The organism is Ruegeria sp. AI3 (genome assembly GCF_056541245.1).
On the sequence record NZ_JBQFYA010000003.1, the window covers coordinates 380365 to 400723 of the forward strand.

The 20359-nt window shown below is 59.3% G+C and carries 19 protein-coding genes; 11 read left to right on the plus strand and 8 right to left on the minus strand.

What is annotated here, in order from left to right; genetic code table 11:
- Positions 1 to 3: 3 nt before the first annotated feature.
- Positions 4 to 1176 carry a DcaP family trimeric outer membrane transporter gene (locus ACRZ95_RS07880; protein ID WP_170677200.1) on the minus strand — a complete coding sequence of 391 codons (1173 nt, stop codon included), beginning with the start codon at positions 1174 to 1176 and terminating at the stop codon, positions 4 to 6.
- Positions 1177 to 1829: 653 nt separating this feature from the next.
- Here ACRZ95_RS07880 and ACRZ95_RS07885 point away from each other — a divergent pair.
- Positions 1830 to 2033: a hypothetical protein gene (locus ACRZ95_RS07885; protein ID WP_170677202.1), complete on the plus strand. Its 204-nt coding sequence runs from the start codon at positions 1830 to 1832 to the stop codon at positions 2031 to 2033.
- A gap of 116 nt (positions 2034 to 2149) precedes the next feature.
- Positions 2150 to 4195, plus strand: a complete 2046-nt coding sequence (locus ACRZ95_RS07890) for an acetyl-CoA carboxylase biotin carboxylase subunit (protein ID WP_170677204.1) — start codon at positions 2150 to 2152, stop codon at positions 4193 to 4195.
- A 76-nt stretch (positions 4196 to 4271) separates the two neighbouring features.
- On the opposite strand, the gene ACRZ95_RS07895 is transcribed toward ACRZ95_RS07890, so the two are convergent.
- Positions 4272 to 4718, minus strand: a complete 447-nt coding sequence (locus ACRZ95_RS07895) for a DUF4174 domain-containing protein (RefSeq protein WP_170677206.1) — start codon at positions 4716 to 4718, stop codon at positions 4272 to 4274.
- Positions 4719 to 4883: 165 nt separating this feature from the next.
- Between ACRZ95_RS07895 and scpA the strand changes: the two genes are divergently transcribed.
- The 6 genes from scpA (at position 4884) to ACRZ95_RS07925 (ending at position 10467) form a co-directional block, all read left to right on the plus strand.
- Positions 4884 to 7010 (plus strand): methylmalonyl-CoA mutase, encoded by a 2127-nt coding sequence (gene scpA / locus ACRZ95_RS07900; protein ID WP_170471781.1) that lies wholly within the window; start codon positions 4884 to 4886, stop codon positions 7008 to 7010.
- Positions 7011 to 7245: 235 nt separating this feature from the next.
- Positions 7246 to 7848, plus strand: coding sequence for a VOC family protein (locus ACRZ95_RS07905; protein WP_170677208.1), 603 nt, complete (start codon positions 7246 to 7248; stop codon positions 7846 to 7848).
- Positions 7845 to 8369 (plus strand): GNAT family N-acetyltransferase, encoded by a 525-nt coding sequence (locus tag ACRZ95_RS07910; RefSeq protein WP_170677210.1) that lies wholly within the window; start codon positions 7845 to 7847, stop codon positions 8367 to 8369. Before ACRZ95_RS07905 ends, ACRZ95_RS07910 begins: the two co-directional genes overlap by 4 nt.
- 9 nt (positions 8370 to 8378) lie before the next feature.
- Positions 8379 to 9059: a TerB family tellurite resistance protein gene (locus ACRZ95_RS07915; protein ID WP_170677212.1), complete on the plus strand. Its 681-nt coding sequence runs from the start codon at positions 8379 to 8381 to the stop codon at positions 9057 to 9059.
- A gap of 3 nt (positions 9060 to 9062) precedes the next feature.
- The gene (locus ACRZ95_RS07920) at positions 9063 to 10055 is read left to right on the plus strand and encodes an endonuclease/exonuclease/phosphatase family protein (RefSeq protein ID WP_170677214.1); all 993 of its coding nucleotides are present in this window, start codon (positions 9063 to 9065) and stop codon (positions 10053 to 10055) included.
- Positions 10056 to 10092: 37 nt separating this feature from the next.
- Complete coding sequence (locus ACRZ95_RS07925; RefSeq protein ID WP_170378053.1) at positions 10093 to 10467, plus strand: hypothetical protein; 375 nt, start codon at positions 10093 to 10095, stop codon at positions 10465 to 10467.
- Positions 10468 to 10474: 7 nt separating this feature from the next.
- On the opposite strand, the gene ACRZ95_RS07930 is transcribed toward ACRZ95_RS07925, so the two are convergent.
- From ACRZ95_RS07930 to ACRZ95_RS07950, 5 genes are all read right to left on the minus strand, one after another.
- On the minus strand, positions 10475 to 12019 hold the full coding sequence (locus ACRZ95_RS07930; RefSeq protein ID WP_170677216.1) for a Ppx/GppA family phosphatase: 1545 nt from the start codon (positions 12017 to 12019) through the stop codon (positions 10475 to 10477).
- 49 nt (positions 12020 to 12068) lie between these two features.
- Complete coding sequence (locus ACRZ95_RS07935; RefSeq protein ID WP_170462002.1) at positions 12069 to 12758, minus strand: GTPase domain-containing protein; 690 nt, start codon at positions 12756 to 12758, stop codon at positions 12069 to 12071.
- Positions 12759 to 13832, minus strand: coding sequence for an AI-2E family transporter (locus ACRZ95_RS07940; protein ID WP_170378059.1), 1074 nt, complete (start codon positions 13830 to 13832; stop codon positions 12759 to 12761). It lies immediately after the preceding gene.
- A gap of 89 nt (positions 13833 to 13921) precedes the next feature.
- Positions 13922 to 14896: an isopenicillin N synthase family oxygenase gene (locus ACRZ95_RS07945; protein ID WP_170677218.1), complete on the minus strand. Its 975-nt coding sequence runs from the start codon at positions 14894 to 14896 to the stop codon at positions 13922 to 13924.
- A complete protein-coding gene (locus ACRZ95_RS07950) occupies positions 14896 to 16260 on the minus strand; it encodes an FAD-dependent oxidoreductase (protein ID WP_170677220.1) in 1365 nt (454 codons plus the stop codon). Before ACRZ95_RS07950 ends, ACRZ95_RS07945 begins: the two co-directional genes overlap by 1 nt.
- A gap of 168 nt (positions 16261 to 16428) precedes the next feature.
- Between ACRZ95_RS07950 and proS the strand changes: the two genes are divergently transcribed.
- Both proS and ACRZ95_RS07960 read left to right on the plus strand, forming a co-directional pair.
- A complete protein-coding gene (proS, locus tag ACRZ95_RS07955) occupies positions 16429 to 17769 on the plus strand; it encodes a proline--tRNA ligase (protein ID WP_170677222.1) in 1341 nt (446 codons plus the stop codon).
- On the plus strand, positions 17753 to 18634 hold the full coding sequence (locus tag ACRZ95_RS07960; protein WP_170677224.1) for a glycosyltransferase family 2 protein: 882 nt from the start codon (positions 17753 to 17755) through the stop codon (positions 18632 to 18634). Before proS ends, ACRZ95_RS07960 begins: the two co-directional genes overlap by 17 nt.
- Here the strand turns inward: ACRZ95_RS07960 and ACRZ95_RS07965 are convergent.
- Positions 18631 to 18987, minus strand: a complete 357-nt coding sequence (locus ACRZ95_RS07965) for a hypothetical protein (protein ID WP_170677226.1) — start codon at positions 18985 to 18987, stop codon at positions 18631 to 18633. The genes ACRZ95_RS07960 and ACRZ95_RS07965 overlap by 4 nt on opposite strands.
- 241 nt (positions 18988 to 19228) lie before the next feature.
- Here ACRZ95_RS07965 and ACRZ95_RS07970 point away from each other — a divergent pair, with 241 nt between their 5' ends.
- Positions 19229 to 20305 carry a DUF6492 family protein gene (locus tag ACRZ95_RS07970; protein WP_480554764.1) on the plus strand — a complete coding sequence of 359 codons (1077 nt, stop codon included), beginning with the start codon at positions 19229 to 19231 and terminating at the stop codon, positions 20303 to 20305.
- Positions 20306 to 20359: the final 54 nt, after the last annotated feature.

Below are 20359 nucleotides of genomic sequence, written 5' to 3' on the forward strand. Positions count from 1 at the left end.
GCGTCAGAAGTTCAGCTGCGCGGCGACCTGAACCCGGCTGCCGTCGAAGGTGTCACCGGTTGTTGCGTCGTTGCGCTCACCATAGATGTACTCGGCGCTCAGCGTCAGGCTGTCGGTCGCCTGATAGAAGGCGTTGACGTGGATTGTCTCCAACTCGGTGAAGTTGAGGGATCCGCTGCCGTCCGAGAAGCTGTTGGTCGCCAGATCGTAGTCTTCCCGACCATAGGCGATGCCGACATTCCATTTCGCACCCAGATCCTGACGGAGCTCAATCGTGTAGCCGTCAACGTCATTGGCCTGGCCGTTGACGATGGCGTTGCCAAGGCCGATCAGGTAGGGGCCGATCGCTTGACCAGTCACGTAGTTGACCTGGAACAGACCGCCCTCCCATGGGCGAACCGATCCCGAAAGGGTCACGCCCCACTGGTCCACTTCGGTGGCACCATCGCTGGTTTCGGCTTTACCGTAGAGGCCCGAGATACGCGCGACGTAAGTACCGTCATTGTATTCAGCCGCCGCGGTCAAAACCGGGTCGTTCGAGTTCGAGCCGCTGACGTTTTCCTCGAGCGAAACGCTGAAATCAGTGTTCGTGCCGAAGCTGTTGGTATAGCGGATTTGCGGCTGACGGGCGAAGGCGATGCCAACCGGGCCGTTGAATTCAACCGACGTAGGGTAGGTGTCCAGCGGCTGGAAGTTTGTCCAGTACTGACCGATCAGCCAATTGTCACCAATGGTGATGTTGGCATGACGCAGACGCAGTTCGGCCGTGCCGTTGGAGGCAAACAGGTCCAGCTCCAACTGACCGCCGATGTCACCCAGGGCACTGGGCGTGCTGGTGCGCAGGCCGATGCGCGACTGGCGTACGGTGCTGCCGAAGGTTCCGCTGGTTGCGGTCGAAGGCTCGCCGATGACGTTCACGAACGCGGTGTCGCCCTGGTCGAAGTCGAAATCATAAAAGAAGTCGGCTTTGATGTAGCCGTAAAGGTCCAGGCTGGTGTTCCCAAGGCGGAAATCGCCATTCGCCGGACCGGCGCTGGAAGCCTCGAGCGCTTCGACCCGAGCCCGCAGAGCATCAAGCTCGGCCTGTGTTTGAGCGTCCTGAGCAAAGGCAAGCGTGCTGGTCACACTAAACGCAGTGGCAGCAAGCAGGATTGCCTTTTTTCTCTTTGTAAACATGTGGGTGTTTCCTTGTTTGCGAGTGTGCGTAGCCAAAGTTCCACGCGCCCAGCGATCAGGGAAATCACGAAAGAGGGACTGAAAACGCGTTTTTGCTCAAGTATTTGTGCTGAAAACAAGCTCGTGATTCACAGTAGGGTGAACAGATCGGTTAACCCACGGCATGTGCGCCAAAATAATCTGCGAACAGGTGTGAATGCCCGTGATGCTGCAGGCGCAGAAATCAAGGTAACGGCAGAGAAATGTAACGAAACTGTGACGGTTTGGGCGGGGTCGACGCAGCAAAATCGCACAACTCTTGTCGGCATGAATTTGCGCGGAGTTTCGCCTGTTGGGCAGATTCTGGCCGGAATCTTAGGTGGAAACAATAACTTGTTTGCAGACAAGATTGTGCAGTGCATTTTGATCCAGCCGTGCGACACTACTTTGCCTGCGTCGCACATGCACCTACTATTCCGTACCCCTTCCTTGCGCGGGCAGGCTTGTGTTCCCCACATCGTCCTGTCCGCGTTTTTCTTTGCACAAAAAACTGGCCTGAATGGGCATAAACCTGCGCAAAACGCTGATTTTACCTCGTTGTTATTGAATAACGGTGTTGAGTTCCTGCATCTGCCTTTAAGAGCAACACAAAAAAAAAACACGAGGCAGACATCATGCGTATTTCAAAAATGTTCCTTGCACTGGCAACCTGTGCGGGCCTCTCGGCGTGCGGCGATACTCTCGGCGAACAGGCCATCCTGGGCGGCGGCGCGGGCGCTGTCGGGGCAGCCGTTCTCAGTGCCGATCCGTTGGTCGGTGCGGCCGTCGGGGCCGCAGGCAACGTGCTGTACTGTAAGACGCAGAACACCTGTAACTAACGCGAAATTTCGGGGCGCAAGCCGCCCCGTCCGTCGTCACGCATTGCACCGACGTGGGGATGCCCTCCCTGCGGCGGCTTTTTGCGTTTCCAGAACACCAAGCCAAAGGACGTTCCATGTTCAATAAGATCCTGATCGCCAACCGGGGCGAGATCGCCTGCCGGGTTATCAAGACCGCCCGCAAAATGGGTATCGGCACCGTTGCCATCTATTCGGACGCGGACAAGAACGCTCTGCACGTGTCGATGGCGGATGAGGCTGTCCATATCGGCCCACCGCCTGCCAACCAGTCGTATATCGTGATCGACAAGGTCATGGATGCCATCCGCCAGAGTGGCGCGCAGGCTGTCCACCCCGGCTATGGCTTCCTGTCGGAGAACGCCAAATTCGCCGAGGCGCTGGACGCCGAAGGCGTGGCCTTTGTCGGCCCCCCGGTCGGTGCGATTGAAAGTATGGGGGACAAGATCACTTCGAAAAAGATCGCGCAGGAGGCCGGTGTTTCCACCGTCCCCGGCTATATGGGCCTGATCGAAGACGCCGATGAGGCGGTCAAGATCTCGAACGACATCGGCTACCCCGTCATGATCAAAGCCAGCGCCGGCGGAGGTGGTAAAGGCATGCGGATCGCGTGGAATGACGAAGAGGCCCGCGAGGGGTTCCAGTCCTCCAAGAACGAGGCCGCGAACTCGTTCGGTGACGACCGGATTTTCATCGAGAAATTCGTGACTCAGCCGCGCCACATCGAAATTCAGGTTCTCTGCGATAGCCATGGCAACGGCATCTATCTGGGCGAACGCGAATGCTCGATCCAGCGCCGAAACCAAAAAGTGGTGGAAGAGGCCCCGTCGCCCTTCCTGGATCCCGAGACCCGCAAAGCCATGGGCGAACAGGCTGTCGCGCTGGCCAAGGCCGTGGGCTATTCCAGCGCGGGTACGGTGGAGTTCATCGTCGATGGGGAGAAGAACTTCTATTTCCTTGAGATGAACACCCGTCTTCAGGTGGAACACCCGGTGACGGAACTGATCACCGGTGTCGATCTGGTGGAGCAGATGATCCGCGTGGCGAATGGCGAAAAGCTGACCATCACGCAGGATGACGTAACGCTGACAGGCTGGGCGATTGAAAACCGTCTGTACGCGGAAGATCCCTATCGCAACTTCTTGCCCTCGATCGGCCGTCTGACCCGCTATCGCCCGCCGCAGGAAACCGCTGCAGGTCCGATGCTGGTCAATGGCAAATGGCAAGGCGACGCGCCCGAGGGCGAGGCTGCCGTGCGCAACGATACCGGCGTCTATGAGGGCGGCGAGATCAGCATGTATTACGACCCGATGATCGCCAAGCTTTGCACATGGGCCCCAACCCGCGAAGCCGCGATTGAGGCGATGCGCGTGGCGCTGGACAGTTTTGAGGTTGAAGGGATAGGCCACAACCTGCCGTTCCTGTCGGCGGTGATGGATCACCCGAAATTTGTCAGCGGTGACATGACCACCGCCTTTATCGCCGAAGAATACCCAGACGGGTTCGAAGGCGTGACGCTGCCCGAAGACGACCTGCGTCGGATTGCGGCCTCATGCGCGGCGATGCACAGGGTTGCTGAGATCCGCCGGACCCGTGTCTCGGGCCGGATGGACAACCACGAACGCAAGGTCGGCAAGCGCTGGGTCGTTTCGCTGGAAGGTCAAGAACTGGCCGTTCAGGTCAATGCAGACAAGGAAGGCGCGACCGTCAAGTTCGAGGACGGCTCGACCGTTCGCGTCGCATCTGACTGGACACCGGGCGACCAGCTGGCAGTGCTGGATGTGGATGGAAGCCCTCTGGTTCTGAAAGTTGGCAAGGTTTCGGGCGGGTTTCGCATTCGCAACCGGGGTGCGGATTTGAAGGTCCATGTGCGCCGTCCGCGTCAGGCCGAGCTGGCCAAGCTGATGCCAGAGAAACTGCCGCCGGATACGTCGAAAATGCTGCTCTGCCCGATGCCGGGTCTGGTCGTGAAGATCGACGTGGAAGTCGGTCAGGAGGTCCAGGAAGGTCAGGCGCTGTGCACCATCGAGGCGATGAAGATGGAAAACATCCTGCGCGCCGAGAAGAAGGGCACCGTTGCCAAGATCAACGCAGGCCCGGGCGACAGCCTTGCCGTAGACGAAGTGATCATCGAGTTCGAATGATCATGACCGCGCTTTTGGCATATCCTCAGGTCTCACCGGCGTTCTGCGCCGGTGGCTTGAGGCGTGGCAAAAGCGGTCAGCCGCCCTCGCGCCGTTCGCGGATTTCGCGTTCGCGCAGGGGGGTTTTGTCGATCGAGCGGCCGATCTCGCGCACGCTCCACGGGGACGGTTTGCGCAGTTTGACCACGCCGTCCTTGTCGACAAAGACCATCTGGAACCCGCGCGGGCGCAGCTTGGACCGGATCGAGGATCGTGCGGACGGATCGGTATCCGTTAGCACCACGACATCCCGATCCCGCATCGCGTCCTCGCCTTCCAGCAACATGTCGATCTGCTGCTGGAACCGGGGATCAGCGGGCGTGTCGGCGAAGACGACAATGGGCCGGTGGGTCCACATGAAATCGCTCAACTCACTGTCGCCGACAGGGCGAACATATTCATCATCAGCAGGTGTTGTTCCGTCGGCGGCCAAGGCAGCCAGCGGGATAAGTGCCGAGAAAACAAGGGCAAGCGTTTTGTTCATGGGGCCTCCTGTCCCGTTGAATATAGCCTCTGTGCCCGCGAATGCGACCGGCGAATTGCATAACACGCTCAATTTGTCGCGCGTGGGCCATGCCCGTCATCTGCTGAACCACGATACGCACGGATTGCAGGCTGCTGCAGGCCGAACTGACGAGAGGACACCTCGATGACCGATAAGAATGACTGGCGCGCGCTGGCCGAGAAAGAATTGCGCGGACGGCCGCTGGACGATCTGACCAAGGAAACGCTGGAAGGCATCAGCGTCAAACCGCTTTACACACAGGACGACACCGCCGATTTGCCGCATATGGGCACTCTGCCGGGGTTTGGCCCGTTCACGCGCGGTGTGAAGGCGACGATGTATGCCGGGCGCCCGTGGACCATTCGCCAATATGCGGGGTTCTCGACCGCCGAGGAATCAAACGCCTTCTACCGGCGCAATCTGGCTGCAGGTCAGCAGGGTGTCTCGGTCGCCTTCGATCTGGCAACGCACCGCGGCTATGACAGCGATCATCCGCGCGTTGTCGGCGATGTCGGTAAGGCCGGTGTTGCGATTGACAGCGTTGAGGATATGAAAATCCTGTTCGACGGTATCCCGCTCGACAAAGTCTCGGTTTCGATGACTATGAACGGCGCGGTCATCCCGGTTCTGGCCAGCTTCATCGTGGCGGGCGAAGAACAGGGGCACGACAAATCGGTCCTGTCTGGCACCATTCAGAATGACATTCTGAAAGAGTTCATGGTGCGCAACACCTACATCTACCCGCCTGAGCCGTCGATGAAGATCATCTCGGACATTATCGAGTACACGTCGAACGAGATGCCCAAGTTCAACTCGATCTCGATCTCGGGCTATCACATGCAAGAGGCCGGCGCGAACCTTGTGCAGGAGCTGGCCTATACCATCGCGGACGGGCGCGAATATGTGCGGGCTGCGCTGGATGCGGGCATGGATGTCGATAAATTCGCAGGTCGTTTGTCGTTCTTCTTTGCCATTGGCATGAATTTCTTCATGGAGATCGCGAAACTGCGCGCCGCGCGGACTCTGTGGCATCGCGTGATGACAGAGTTCGGGGCGAAGTCCGAACGCTCCAAGATGCTGCGGACACACTGCCAAACTTCGGGCGTGTCGCTGCAGGAGCAGGACCCTTATAACAACGTGATTCGCACCGCGTATGAGGCGATGAGCGCGGTTCTGGGCGGCACCCAGTCGCTGCACACCAACGCTCTGGACGAGGCGATTGCCCTGCCCACCGATTTCTCGGCCCGTATCGCGCGGAATACACAGTTGGTCTTGCAGGAAGAGACCGGTGTGACCGATGTGGTCGATCCGCTGGCTGGTTCCTATTACGTGGAAAGCCTGACCAATGATCTGATCGAGAAAGCCTGGGCCCTGATGGAAGAGGTCGAGGAAATGGGTGGCATGACCAAAGCCGTGGCCTCGGGCATGCCCAAGCTGCGGATCGAGGAAAGCGCCGCGCGGCGTCAGGCGATGATCGACCGTGGCGACGAGGTGATCGTTGGGGTCAACAAATACCGTAAGGAACAGGAAGACCCGATCGACATTCTGGACGTCGACAACGTGGCCGTGCGCGAATCTCAGGTGGCGCGGCTGGAAGAGATCCGCGCCACCCGCGACGAGGCCGCCTGTCAGGCCGCGTTGGACGCGCTGACCAAGGCCGCTCAGGAAGGCGGAAACCTGCTGGCTGCTGCGGTCGAGGCCGCCCGCGCCCGCGCATCGGTAGGAGAGATCAGTATGGCAATGGAGAAAGAGTTCGGCCGCCACCGCGCCGAGGTGAAGACCCTGGCGGGCGTTTATGGCGCGGCCTACGAGGGCGACGAGGGCTTTGCCGCCATCCAGAAATCCATCGAAGATTTTGCCGAGGTCGAGGGGCGTCGCCCCCGCCTGTTGGTGGTCAAGATGGGGCAGGACGGTCACGACCGGGGTGCCAAGGTGATTGCAACCGCCTTTGCTGATATCGGGTTTGACGTGGACGTTGGCCCTCTGTTCCAGACCCCGGCCGAGGCCGCGCAGGATGCCGTGGACAATGACGTGCATGTGGTGGGCATCTCGTCTCAGGCGGCAGGCCACAAGACGCTGGCACCGCAGCTTGTTGAGGAACTCAAGAAAGCCGGGGCTGAGGACATCATCGTGATTTGCGGTGGGGTGATCCCTCAGCAGGATTATCAGTTCCTGTATGACAATGGGGTCAAGGCGATCTTTGGGCCGGGGACAAATATTCCCGATGCCGCACAGGACATCTTGCGCCTGATCCGCGACGCGCGGGACTGAGGCGGGGCAGGGGGCTGTCTGCCCCCTCTTTGCCTGACGGCAAATTCACCCCCGAAGGTATTTTCAAACAGAAGAAGGGCGCGGGTTTGGCTTGCGCCCTTTTGGTGTGCTTAGAGCGTTTTGCGTTTTACTTAGGGTAAAAGCATCGAAATGCGCGTTCGACCGCAGGGAGAGGCAGCGTATTTTGATACAAATCAAACGCAAAGCGATCTAGGGTGTCATCGTGGAGGGCGCGATGGAGTTGGATCATATTGCGGTGGCGGGTGCCACGTTGGAAAAGGCCACGGCGCATGTGGAAGATGCGCTGGGTGTCAGTCTTCAGGCAGGTGGCAAGCATGAGGCATTTGGCACGCATAATCGGTTGCTTGGCCTGAAGGACGGGCTGTATCTGGAGGCGATTGCCATCGACCCGGATGCGTCTCATCCCGACAGGACGCGGTGGTTCGATCTGGACCGGTTCGAGGGTGCGCCACGACTGACCAACTGGATTTGCCGCGTACCCGATATTGAGGCTTCTCTATCCGTGTTTCCCGATGGTGTCGGGACGCCGATTGACTTGGCCCGAGGGGCTTTGCGGTGGCGTATGGCGGTTCCGCCAAACGGGCGTTTGCCCTTTGACAACTTGTTTCCGGCGCTGATCCAGTGGCAGGGGGATCTTCACCCCGCGCGTATGTTGGAGGATCATGGGTGCCGCCTGAAACGTCTGATTGTCTATCACCCGGACGCGTTGCTCTTGGCGGAGCAGCTGGGTCCGCTTGATCCGGTCGTTTTTGACACGGGGCCAGCGTCAATGCAGGCCGAGATCGAAACGCCTCATGGGGTACGTATTCTGCGATGAGGGTCCGTCAGGCCCAACCAGCGGATGCAGCAGAGATCGCTTTGATCACCAACGCGATTATTCGCGATACATTGGTGACCTTCACGACCGATGAACGCAGCGTCGAGTCGATTGCAGATGATATCCGGGCGCGCGGAGCGGCGTTTCTCGTGGCTGAGGATCAAGGGCGGGTCATTGGTTTCGCAACCTATGCCCCGTTCCGATCCGGGCCGGGCTATGCCAAGTGCCGTGAGCATTCGATTCAACTGGCAGACGATGCTCGGGGCCGTGGCGTTGGGCGCACTCTTATGGGGCGGTTGCAGCAAGTGGCCGGCAGCGAAGGGGTGCATGTTCTGGTGGCCGGGATTTCTTCGGCCAATCCGGGGGCGATCGCCTTTCATTCTGCGCTTGGGTTTTCTGAGGTCGGGCGCATGCCCGAGGTTGGGCACAAATGGGGGCAGTATCTGGACCTTGTGCTGATGCAGAAAATTCTTTCGCCCGAAGGGTCTATCGCACCTGACAGTCCTGCAATGGGACGCTAGTGTACGGCCATGTCGATCTGGACCCGCATATCCGACGCGCTGAGCGCTCTTGCCCAAGGTGAGAGCCTGACGGCTGTTTTCGAAAAGCTGCGCTCGCCACCCGAACGCTCGGTCGCGTTTACAATTGCGGTGATTGCGCTGGGGGCCAAGATGGCCAAGGCCGATGGACAGGTGACACGGGATGAGGTGACGGCCTTCCGCGACGTGTTCCAGATTGCGCGCGAAGATGAAGAGGGCGCGGCCCGTGTCTTCAACATGGCTCGCACCGATGTGGCGGGCTATCAGGACTATGCCCGCAAGATCGCTCGGATGTTCTCGGAAGACAGCACCACCCTGTGCGATCTTATGGAGGGGCTGTTCCATATCGCCATGGCCGACGGGTTCTATCACCCGAACGAGAACGAGTTTCTGGAAGAGGTCAGCCGAATTTTCGGACAGACGGATGCTCAGTTTCTGGCCCTGCGCGCGCGGTTTGTGCCGGATGCGCCGAACGACCCTTATGTGGTTCTCGGCGTCTCGCGCGACATGTCGATCGCTGAGATCAGGAAGGTCTGGCGCAAGCTGGTGCGCGAAACCCATCCCGACGCGATGATGTCGCGCGGAGTCCCGGAGGAGGCGATCCGCCTGGCCGAGAAGAAGATGATCGACATCAACCGTGCCTGGGACGAGATCAACGGCGCGACGGTTTAGGCGATGCGTCTGGCGACCTACAATATCGAATGGTTTGCCAACCTGTTTGATCGCAATGACAGACTGATCGTCGATGACAGCTGGTCCGGTCGTCATGACGTGACCAAAGCCCAGCAGGTCGAGGCGATCGCCAAGGTTCTCACCGCGATTGACGCGGATGCGGTTCTTGTCGTCGAAGCGCCGAATACGGGCAAGCGGCAGAACACGGTACGCGCCTTGCAAGCGTTTGCCGAGGTTTTTGAACTCCGCACCTCGCAGGCGATCATGGGATTCCCCAATGATACGCATCAGGAACTGGCGCTTCTCTACGACCCGGAGATTCTGTCGGTGCGCCATGATCCAAGGGCGGCAGATGACGCCCCGCGCTTTGACGCGGAGTTTCGCATAGATCTGGACGTGGATGCGACGCAGGACGTGGTACGGTTCTCCAAGCCGCCAATGGAGCTGTCGGTCCAGACCAAAGCGGGGTTTGAGTTTCGCCTGATCGGCGCGCATCTGAAATCCAAGGCTCCGCATGGGGCGGAGTCACGGGATGAGGCGATCCGTATCTCGATCGCCAACCGCCGCAAGCAGTTGGCACAGGCGATCTGGTTGTCCCGTCGGGTCGCGCATCACTTGGCTGAGGATGATCCAGTGATCCTGTTGGGCGACTTAAATGACGGCCCCGGTCTGGATGAGTTCGAACATCTGTTCGGGCGCTCCTCGGTCGAGATTCTGTTGCAGGCGGGTCTCTATGATCCCCATGCGGCTACGGCGTATGGGCCGCGTCCCGGATCTGTGCCTGCTACCGCACGATTTGCGCGGCCCGAGAACGGCACGTTCCTTGAGGCGTTGCTGGACTACATCATGATCAGCGAGGATTTGCAGTCTCGGCGACCCGTCTGGCGCATCTGGCATCCGTTTCGAGATGCTGCCTGCTGGGCCAAACCTGACCTACGAGAGGCCCTTTTGACCGCGTCGGATCACTTTCCGGTCACGTTGGATTTTGAGCTGTGACCTTTCAACTGGGCGCGGAAAGGCTTACATTCAGCATATGAAACATATTCTGATGATCGGCGCGATGACAGCCGCTTTTGCGCTGCCTGCAACGGCCGAGGAAGAAGATGCCCCAACGCTGATGGAGCAGGGGGCCGAGTTGTTTTTCGAGGGCCTGCGCCGCGAGATGGAGCCGGCTTTGGATGAGTTGCTTGGCCTTGCAGATCAATTTGGCCCCGCGATGCGTTCTTTCATGCAGGAGATGGGACCCGCGCTGGCAGAGCTCGCCGCCGAGGTAAAGGATTGGAGCGTCTACGAGATGCCCGAAATCCTGCCCAATGGCGACATCATAATCCGCAAGAAACAGACCGAAGATGCGCCTGAAACACCCGAAGCTTTGCCAGAGGCCCCGGACGGAGCCACGGACATCTAGGGGCAGCTCAGCCCTTGATGACCACACGCACTTCGGATTTCAGGGCATTTGCCAGTGAATTCAGACGGGACTCGGCGACTTCGTTGAACAGGGGCTGCACGGATTTGGGCAGCACCAGATCAAGCTCACGCTTTTTGGGATAAAAGCGTAGCTTGCCCACATGTGCGTCGCTGTCCATGCACAACATGGCCCCGAACCGCATAGCCTTGCCCAGAATCTCGGCCTGTTTTTGGCCCTTTTCATCCAGCAACTCGTAGAGTGGCGCAAATCGGTTGCCTTCGCGCTTGTTGCGATAGCGATGTTGCAGCGCAAGGCCAATGAAAACGCGTTCTGAGTGTTTCAGCCCCCCGAGATTAGCGCGGGTGACATAGTCGAAACAGACCTCGGCCCGGTAATCAGGATGCGCGCGCCAGCTGACATCGTGCAAAAGGCAGGCGGCCTTGATCAGACGGACTTGCGTCGCAGGCGCAGATTTGAACAGAGGCATCACAAAATCGAACAGCGTGCGGCCCATACCCGGCAGGCGTGCGTCTTTCGCTTCGGAAAACCGGCTGGCCTCGATCAAGGGATCGCGGTCGCGCTGTTCCTGCGACATCTGCTCATACAGCAGGCCTTCGCGGATACCATAGCTTGAGATCGCGATATCCTTGGGTTTGAAGGTGCGGATCAGCCGCGCAAGCACGTCCATCGCATAAGGGATCAGCGCCATTCGAGAACTTGAAACCCCGGCCTGGCTGCGCAATTTGTCATGATCGTTCGCGTCGATGAATTTGATCGTTTCGCGCACTTGCTTGGTGGTCATGCGGTATTCGTGCAGGACGTTCAGAGGATAGCCCCGCCGCAGCATGTCCAGTCGCGCAAATGCACGCCAGCTGCCGCCCACCAGAAACAGCCGGTCGCGCTGTTGGCCCATCTGGCTGTGCAACTCTTCCATAGTGGATTTGATATGGGCCTTGCGCGCACGGCGCCCGCCCTTGATATCGCGCAGCTTCAGCGGACCAAGGGCCGAGGTCACGCGACGGCCAACATCGCCGCCTCCGATCTCGGCCAATTCCATAGACGAGCCGCCTATGTCGCAGATCAGGCCATACGCTCCGGGCCAGCCCAGCATAACGCCTTGGGCTGATAGGCGCGCCTCTTCCTGACCGTCGATCACAGCCACATGCAGCCCGGTTTTTGCTTTGACGTCCTGACAGAAATCGGGCCCGTCTTTCGCCTCACGCACAGCGGCGGTAGCCACGACGTGCAGCCCCGGCAGGCCGAGGTCCTCTGCGATCCGCTGAAAGCGCCGCAGGGCGGCCATCGCCCTCTCACGCCCTCGGGGATTCAGGTGGCCGGTCTCGGATAGCCCCGCGCCCAGCTCGCACATAACCTTTTCGTTGTAGAAATAGGCAGGTGACCGCGCCGCGCCATCAAAGACCACCATTCGGACCGAGTTCGATCCGACATCGACCACGCCCACACGTGACAGCGCCCTTGTGCCGGGGTCGTCGAACAGAGGTCTTCCGAAAGGCCCCCAATCAGGAATGTCGGTTTCGACGGTCTGGTCCATGTCTTACCCAGAAATTTCGCTGTCAGAATGCGCAATTGGCGCGCGTGGGTCAATCATTCGGTTCGCCTTCATCCGGGTCCATTTTCAAGACCCGGATCGCCAGGGCGCGCGTGATATCCCGTTTCTCGGACAATGCAAAATCGTCCAGCTGCGCGACCACATCGGCGGCGGTCTCAAAGCGTCGATCCATGTGCTTGACTAGATAGGCAATCACCTCGGGGCCGGGGTTCAGCTGCCGGTCGACAAACAGTTTCGCAAGCACTGCGCATAGTAACGCGTCATCCGGTGGATCAAGCGCAACGTGATGCGCGCCTTCGACCCGGCTTTGCAGATCCGCCAGCGGCAATTGCCAAAATTTCGGCGCCAGACGCCCGGTCATCAGCAGGGCGTGACCCTCAGCCAGAACGAGGTTGTGCAGGTGAAACAGCACTTTCTGCTGCTCGATATCACCTGCGATCATCGGAACGTCTTCAACCGCAATCGGGCTGCGCGCTAGATCGGGCACGTCCTCATACCGCAGCGCCTCGGCTTTGATGATGCGCCCGCCGGTTTCAGCCGCCCAGACATGGGCCAGGTGGGTCTTACCTGCTCCTGCCGGGCCACTCAGCACCAGTTTGTTGCCGGGCCATGAGGTGGCCGAAATCATCGCAACCGCAAGCGCGTTCGCCGGGGAGACAAAGAAGTCCTCACGCCCAAGCGCGGTTTTGGCGGGCAAATCGAAGCTCAATTGTCGGGCCATTTACGCGTTGTCCTGATCCTGGCTTTCGAGGCCGGTATAAAGGCGGCTATCCAGATAAACCGACGTGCCGAACCGAGCCAGCACACCCAAAGCTGCGGCAACCGGAACGGCGACCAGCATCCCGACAAAGCCGAAAAGTGCACCAAAGACCGACAAGGCCAACAACAGCCAGACCGGATGCAAACCAACCGAGTCGCCGACCAGTTTGGGCGTCAGGAAGTTGCCCTCGGTCACTTGTCCCAGTGCAAAGATACCTGCGACCAGCCCGATATGCGCCCAATCCCCCCAGAACTGGAACAACGCCAGGCCGATAGCCAACGTGCCGCCAATCAACGCGCCCAGATAGGGAATGAAGGTCACCAGCCCGGCAATGAATCCGACGATCAGGCCGAATTGCAGCCCGACCAGCATCAAGGCAACCGCATAGTAGGTGCCAAGGATCAGACAGACCGTGCCCATGCCACGCACGAATGAGGCCAGCACGTTGTCGATCTCACCGGCAAGACGTTTGATCGTGGGGGCGTGGTCGCGGGGCAGCAGCTCTCCGATCCGGGCGACCATGCGGTCCCAATCCAGCAGCAGGTAGACCGAGACGACAGGCACGATGACAAGCAGCACCACCACGTTGATTGCCGAGCCAAGCGAGGCCACAACGGATTCCAGCACATCCCCAGTCTTGGATTTTAGCGTTTCACCCAGCCCGACAAGGAACTGGTGCGAGCTGGATTCGCGGTCTAGAATCGACGGGAATTGCTTCTCGATGAAGGCGCGCAGCTCCTGGAACAGGCTGGGCACTATGTCGACCAGGTCGATCAACTGTGTGACCAGAGCTGGCACAACCATCAGAATCGCAAGCACAAATCCAAGGACGCCGACCACGGTGATGATCCCGGTGGCAGCCATCCGCGACAGCCCCAGCTTTTCCAGCCGATCGGCGACGGGGTCGAGGAAATAAGCAATTGCGCCGCCGATCACGAAGGGCAAAAGCACATCGCCCAAAGCCCACAGGATCACGACAAAGACAACCGTGGCGATGCCCCAGTATCTCAGCTGATCCTTAACCGGCAAAGCCATGGCGCATCCCTTTGTTGCACAGCGTTGCCATGTTCTTGGCCCATGACGCGCGGCGATGCAAGCGGTTCATGGGCCTCGGTTTCTGCGGGTCAGTCGGTCAGCGTGCCCAGTTCCGGAGTATCCCCCGTCGCGGTCTCGTCCGGCCAGTTGGTGCGCCAGATTTCGGCGGACCAATGGCCGCAATGAACGGCGGGGCGGTCAAAGCCGGGCAGGGCGGGTAGCAGAGGCTCAACAACCACATCGTGCCGTGGAACGGCGAAATAGGGGAATGAGTACCGCTCGCGCCCTGATCGGTTGACTACGCGGTGCGGCGTGGATTTCAATCGACCGCCCGACCACAGTTCCAGCATGTCGCCGATATTGACGACGAAGCCACCGGGCGGGCAGTCGGGTGTGATCCAGTCACCGGTGCGGGTTTGCACCTCCAGCCCTCCGACGGGATCTGGTGCGATGATGGTCAGCGCGTCGGTGTCCTTGTGCGGGTGGATACCATAGCCGCCCTCATCCGGCTCCTGCGGAGGGTAGTGCAGCAGGGTCATGTTGGTCATCGGGTTTCGGAACGCGTCGCGCAATTGGCGTTCCGGCAAACCCAGTCCGGTTTCGAGCGCTGCGAGCAGAAGGTCTGCCACGTCATCCAGCATCGACCAGTAGGTCAGGATGACATCGCGAGACCCTGGCACTTCGACCGGCCAGATGTTTGGGCCATAAAGCCCGCAATCTTGACGGATCGCAGCCTCGACGTCGACTTCGTGATGCAGCTTGTAGCCTTCGTATTTGTCGGCTTTGCCTGAGCCGTCATTGGGCGTGAAGAACCCCATCGGGATGAACCCGCGATAGTTCTCGCGGGTGATGGCTTGTTGCCATTTAGAGGCCTCCTCAACCGCAAAGATCGCGCGAGACATGTCGCGCACTTCATCAACAATTGCCTGGGAAATGCCAGTGCCCGTGATCGATAAAAATCCTATCTCAGTGCAGGCTTCCATGATCTGCTGCACGGTTTGGTCCCGGTCGGGATGCGTGGCGTCGCGCAGAGGGTTGAGGTCGATTGTCGGAATGTAGTCCATCAGTGAATCCTTACGCCTTGCCGGTCCAATTCTGCGTGAACAGGGGCAAGGTTCATGCTGTGCAGCTCCTGGTTGCTTTTCAGTGACAAGGCTGCCGCGATGCCGGCCCCTTGCCCCATGACCGCGCAGCACGCCATGTTACGCGTGGCCGCATGGGCCACCTTGTCGGCCCCGTGCGAGCGTCCGGCAACCAAAAGCCCTTTGACACCTTTGGGCAGCATCGAGCGATAGGGTACCTGCATATAGCGGCCAGTGGTCGGCAGGATCAGGATGCCGTAGCCGTCGATAAACTCGGGATAGATACCAATCGTATCCTCAAACCGGCCCTGCTGGCGCGCGTCCTCTTCGGTCATGTTGTAGACCGCGTCGATCTTGCGCGTGTCGCGGATACCGATGGTCATCCCGAAATTCCGCAGGCGCGCGTTTTCACAGCCGGGCATGAAACGACGCAGCGCCTCGATGGCGAGCATGGACTGACGCCGGCCTTCGATCTCACCCTTTGTGAGGCTGTCGGGGTCGGTGCCGTCGATTTCAGCCAGATGGATGAGGTTCATATAGGTCAGCTCACCCGTGTCGTGCATCGCACCCCAGGTCCCTGCGATCGTGTTCAGATGAGGCGGGATCAACCCCTCATCAATTGCCTGCTGGAACGGCTTGTGAACGAAGGGAGAGAACATGTCGTCCTCTTTGCCTGAGGTTTCGATGTTCCATTCGCCTCCGCCACCCCAGTCTTTATAGGTCTGCGGGTCAGCCTTGACGCCTTCCATAAAGGCGCGTTTGTCGACGCCGGCGAGATGGAACATGACCGAGGCGGCCATCATATCCTCGCGCGCGGTCTTGTAGGTGGGGGCGCCAGCGCGGTGGGCGACATCGGCGTCTCCGGTCGCGTCGATCACGACCTTGGCCAAAATCGCTTCGCGCCCAGCTTTGGATTCGGTGATGATGCCGGTGATCCGGTCACCCTCCATGATGGGGGCGACGAACTGACGGTGCAGCATGGGGTGCACGCCCGCCTCTTCGACCAGCTTGTCGGCCACCAGTTTGAAGCCTTCGCTGTCCAGCTCATAGCTGAGCGATTGGCTTTCCGGCACTGCGGCGCCCATGTCTTTCGCTCGGGTCTCGAACTCCATGCCGATGCCGCCAGCCTCGACCGTTTGTTCGTGGCGGTACCAGGCGAATCCTTCCACGCCCACGGCGGTGATATTGCCGCCCATACAGCCGAAACGATCGACCAGCGACACTTCGGCCCCGGCGCGCGCGGCGGCCAAGGCGGCGGCTAGCCCTGCCGGGCCGGAGCCGACGACCAGAACATCTGTCTGGTGAACAACAGGGATTTGACGGGCGGGTTCCGAGATTGTCTGCATCGGGGCCTCATGATTTTACATTTCCGTCACACTTCAGGTTCCTGATTGGCGGGTCAATAAAAAATGCGACGGACCTGAGGTCGCAAAATCACCAATGGCCGATTGCCCCCGGCGGGGGTTTGGCATAATCACCTTGAAAAGCTCAAATCCACCTTTGAAGGTCACCCAATGCGCCTTAGCCGTTACTTTCTGCCCGTTCTCAAGGAAAACCCCTCCGAGGCCCAGATCGTCAGCCACCGGCTGATGTTGCGCGCCGGGATGATCAAGCAGGCTGCTGCCGGGATCTATTCCTGGCTGCCGCTGGGCTTCAAAGTCCTGCGCAAGCTGGAAAACATCGTGCATGAGGAACAGGCGCGCGCGGGCCATATCGCGATCCAGATGCCGATCCTGCAATCGGCGGATCTGTGGCGCGAATCCGGTCGCTATGATGACTACGGGCAAGAGATGTTGCGGATGCAGGACCGTCACGGTCGCGACATGCTGTATACGCCGACGGCCGAGGAACTGGTGACCGACATCTTCCGCGGCCATGTCAGCAGCTACAAGGACCTGCCGCTGACCCTCTACCAAATCCAGTGGAAATTCCGCGATGAAATCCGCCCGCGTTTCGGCGTGATGCGAGGGCGCGAATTCTACATGAAGGACGGTTATAATTTCGACCTGACCAAAGAAGACGCGCTTCACGCCTATAACCGCCATCTGGTGAGTTACCTGCGCACCTACGAACGCATGGGCCTGCAGGCTATTCCGATGCGCGCCGATTCCGGCCCCATCGGCGGCGATGACACCCACGAGTTCCTGGTTCTGGCCGACACTGGTGAATCCGAGGTCTTCTATGACAGCGCCGTCACTGATCTGACCTTTGGCGACCGTCAGATCGACTATGATGACCGCGCGCAATGTCAGGCGATTTTGGAAGAGTTCACCTCGAAATACGCGCGCACGGACGAAACCCATGATGAGGCGCTTTTCAACCAGATCCCAGAAGAGCGCCGCCGCGTGGCGCGCGGGATCGAAGTGGGGCAGATCTTTTACTTCGGCACCAAGTACTCGGAAGCCATGGGCGCGACCGTTCAAGGTCCCGATGGCAAGCCGGTTCCGGTTCACATGGGCAGCCACGGCATTGGTGTCAGCCGCCTGATCGGCGCGATCATCGAGGCCAGCCACGATGACAAAGGCATCATCTGGCCCGAGGGTGTGACTCCGTTCCATTGCGGCATCGTCAACCTGAAGCAAGGTGATGAAGAGGCGGACGCGGCCTGTGACAAGCTCTATGGCGCCCTGACCGCTCTGGGTCTTGAGCCCCTCTACGATGACCGCAACGAGCGGGCAGGGGGCAAGTTCGCCACCATGGACCTGATCGGCTTGCCATGGCGCATCACCGTCGGACCGCGCGGCCTGAAAAACGGTGTGGTCGAACTGACCTGCCGCCGCACAGGCGAAAGCGAAGAGCTGAGCCCCGAAGCCGCCGTCACCAAAATCGCCGGGATTTATGAGCAGATCGCCTAATCCGCTGATCTCGGTCATCACCGCGACCTACAACCTGCTGTCTCAAGGGCGGCAGGACAGTTTCAAAGGCGTTGTTGATTGCATGCAGCGCCAGAATTGCGCGCGGGCCGAGCATATAATTCAAGACGGTGCCTCAACCGACGGCACCGTCGCTCTGTTGCACGAGTTGACCGAAGGGATGCCGCGCACGAGTGTGATCAGTGAACCGGATGGCGGTTTGTATGACGCGATGAACAAGGGCGCGCAGGCAGCAAAGGGTGAATACCTTTTGTTCCTGAACTCAGACGACTCGCTGGCCTCGGATGATATTCTCAACCAAGCCGCAGATCGGCTGGAGGCGACCAAGCCTGATTTCCTATATGGCTCAACGCTGCGCCGTTATGAGGATGGCGGTGAGACGATGGAAAAGCGCATGTCGCTGAAAGCTATCCTGCAGCGCATGCCGTTCTGCCATAACTCGGTCTTCATTCGTCGTGATGTGTTTCAGGCTCTGGGCGGGCACGATAGCCAGTTCAGTATTGCTGCCGACTATGACCTGATGCTGCGCCTGATTGGTTCGGGCTATCAGGGTGAGCGTATGGATGAGCCGATCTCACTATTCTGGGATCGTGGCGCGACCAGTGATCAGGACGCGACTGGCAAGGATTACGCTCGGGTCTGGATGAATTACTACGCGGGATTCAAATCCGCGAAAGCCCTCAGTCTGGATGATTTCGCCGGGTTCTATCGACGTGGCCACATGCCGGCTCGTCTGATCTGGGAGCTCTTACGGCGACCCGACACACCCGAGCCGATCAAGATCGCCGCGCGCCACAGTCTGGCAAAAACCCTGCGCCGGTCCGTTCAATTCTGGCGCAGTTTTTAGGCCCGTACGACCGGCCGCGCAGTCAGAATGTCGCCGTCTGCGTCGTTCCCGCGGGCCACAACGATCGGACGCCCCATGCGGCGCACCAGCTCGCGAAGCTCAAAGCCCAGAAACCGGATCCCGCAGATGCGTGCGCCGGTGTCGCGGTCGGTTACGCAAAGACGCCCTTCGCGAAAGGCAAGGCGATAGCCTTTGTCCCTCAGGACCTCGGCCAAATTGTTCCAGCTAACTGCGCTCGCAAAGATCGGACGGATCGCCGCACGAAGCAGTGCTGCAGTCTCACAATCCAAATCTGATGAAGGTTTGTGGGCCAAAATCGGGCCCGTCCCAAGTTTTGTATTTTGAATATTCATGAGCGACCCCCGCTCTTTCAAATGTGTTCCCCCAAAGTCAGGGTGACAAAGTTTCTGATATTAAGCAAAAAGCGAAATAAAATTGCTCAATTGTTGTGGCATTTTGAGTTCAGTGCCTCACGCAATGCCGATATTGACTTCATAGCTGAAACAATAGCGGCCTGTCTGTGAAGGTCGTCACAACCTCTGGTGTAACCAATTGGCGGGCAAGACTACTTTTACCCTGCCAAAGGACCGTTAAGTGATTCGTTTCGATCTGGAGGCAGTGCAATTTGACCTCGGCAGATTTGCTGATAGACGAGGGCACGCCCCAGAGAAAGGCCGCAGGTTCGTGCTGAGTTTCGCCACTATCGTCTATTCCAAGGATTTTCCGCTGCTCAGGCTTCAGGCGATGTCTATGGCCCGGTTTGTTGCGCCGGATCAGGTGGCCTCGATCCATGTCATTCTGAACGATGTAGATGAGGCCGGGTTGGCAGCGAAGATCGAACCGATGCTGCAGTACTACGGCCCGCTGCGCCCTAAGGTGCGGATTCTGAAGGGCGAAGAGGTGTTGCTGGGTGAGAGGCACACTGCCCGGCGGCCGCTGAAAGATCGTATCCTTATCGAAAACCGCTATCGCCTTCCCCTGATCCGCAAAGGCGGATGGAGGGGCAACAATGGCTACCGCATGCAACAGGTACTGAAACTGGGCGCGGCGCGGGTGGCAGAGGCCGAGAACATCGTCATTCTCGATACCAAGAACCTGTTCCTGCGGTCGTTCGAAGAAGGCGAGTTCTTCTCACCCCAAGGACCAGCACGTATTCAGTTCATGCCAGTTCAAAGCGACTATCACCGCAATTGGTTGCTCCAGAGCCTTGAAGCTTTGGGTGTTGAACAAACGCTGACGGACGACCTGCGTACCACGACGTTTTCAACGCCCTTTCCGGTACGCCGGACGCTGATCCTTTCGCTGCTTGATGAGATCAATACACGCTACGGCTCGGTTCAGGCGCTGTTCGCGTCTAAACGGCGGCCATCGGAGTTCATGTTGATGAACGCGTTCTGTCTGAAGTCACGTGATGGCTATGCGCCGTGGTTCGAACCCGCTGACCCTGCGCATATTGGGATGTGGCCGACTTATTCCACGGATGAACTGGCCAAGCTGGTCGCGCGGCTGCAGGACGACAGATCGCTGACCCTCGGGTTGCACAACAGGGCGGTTGCAAACTTGCCAGAGGATTTGCGCGGGCAAGTCTATGCGGCCCTTGAAACGCGTGGCATATGCGATCGCCAGGTGACCGAAGAGGTTCTGCAGCAAACTTCCGCGCTTTCGAGCTGACCCATAAGGACAAGCGGCTTGACCCTCGGGCGAAATGCCGAGAGGGTCGCGCCA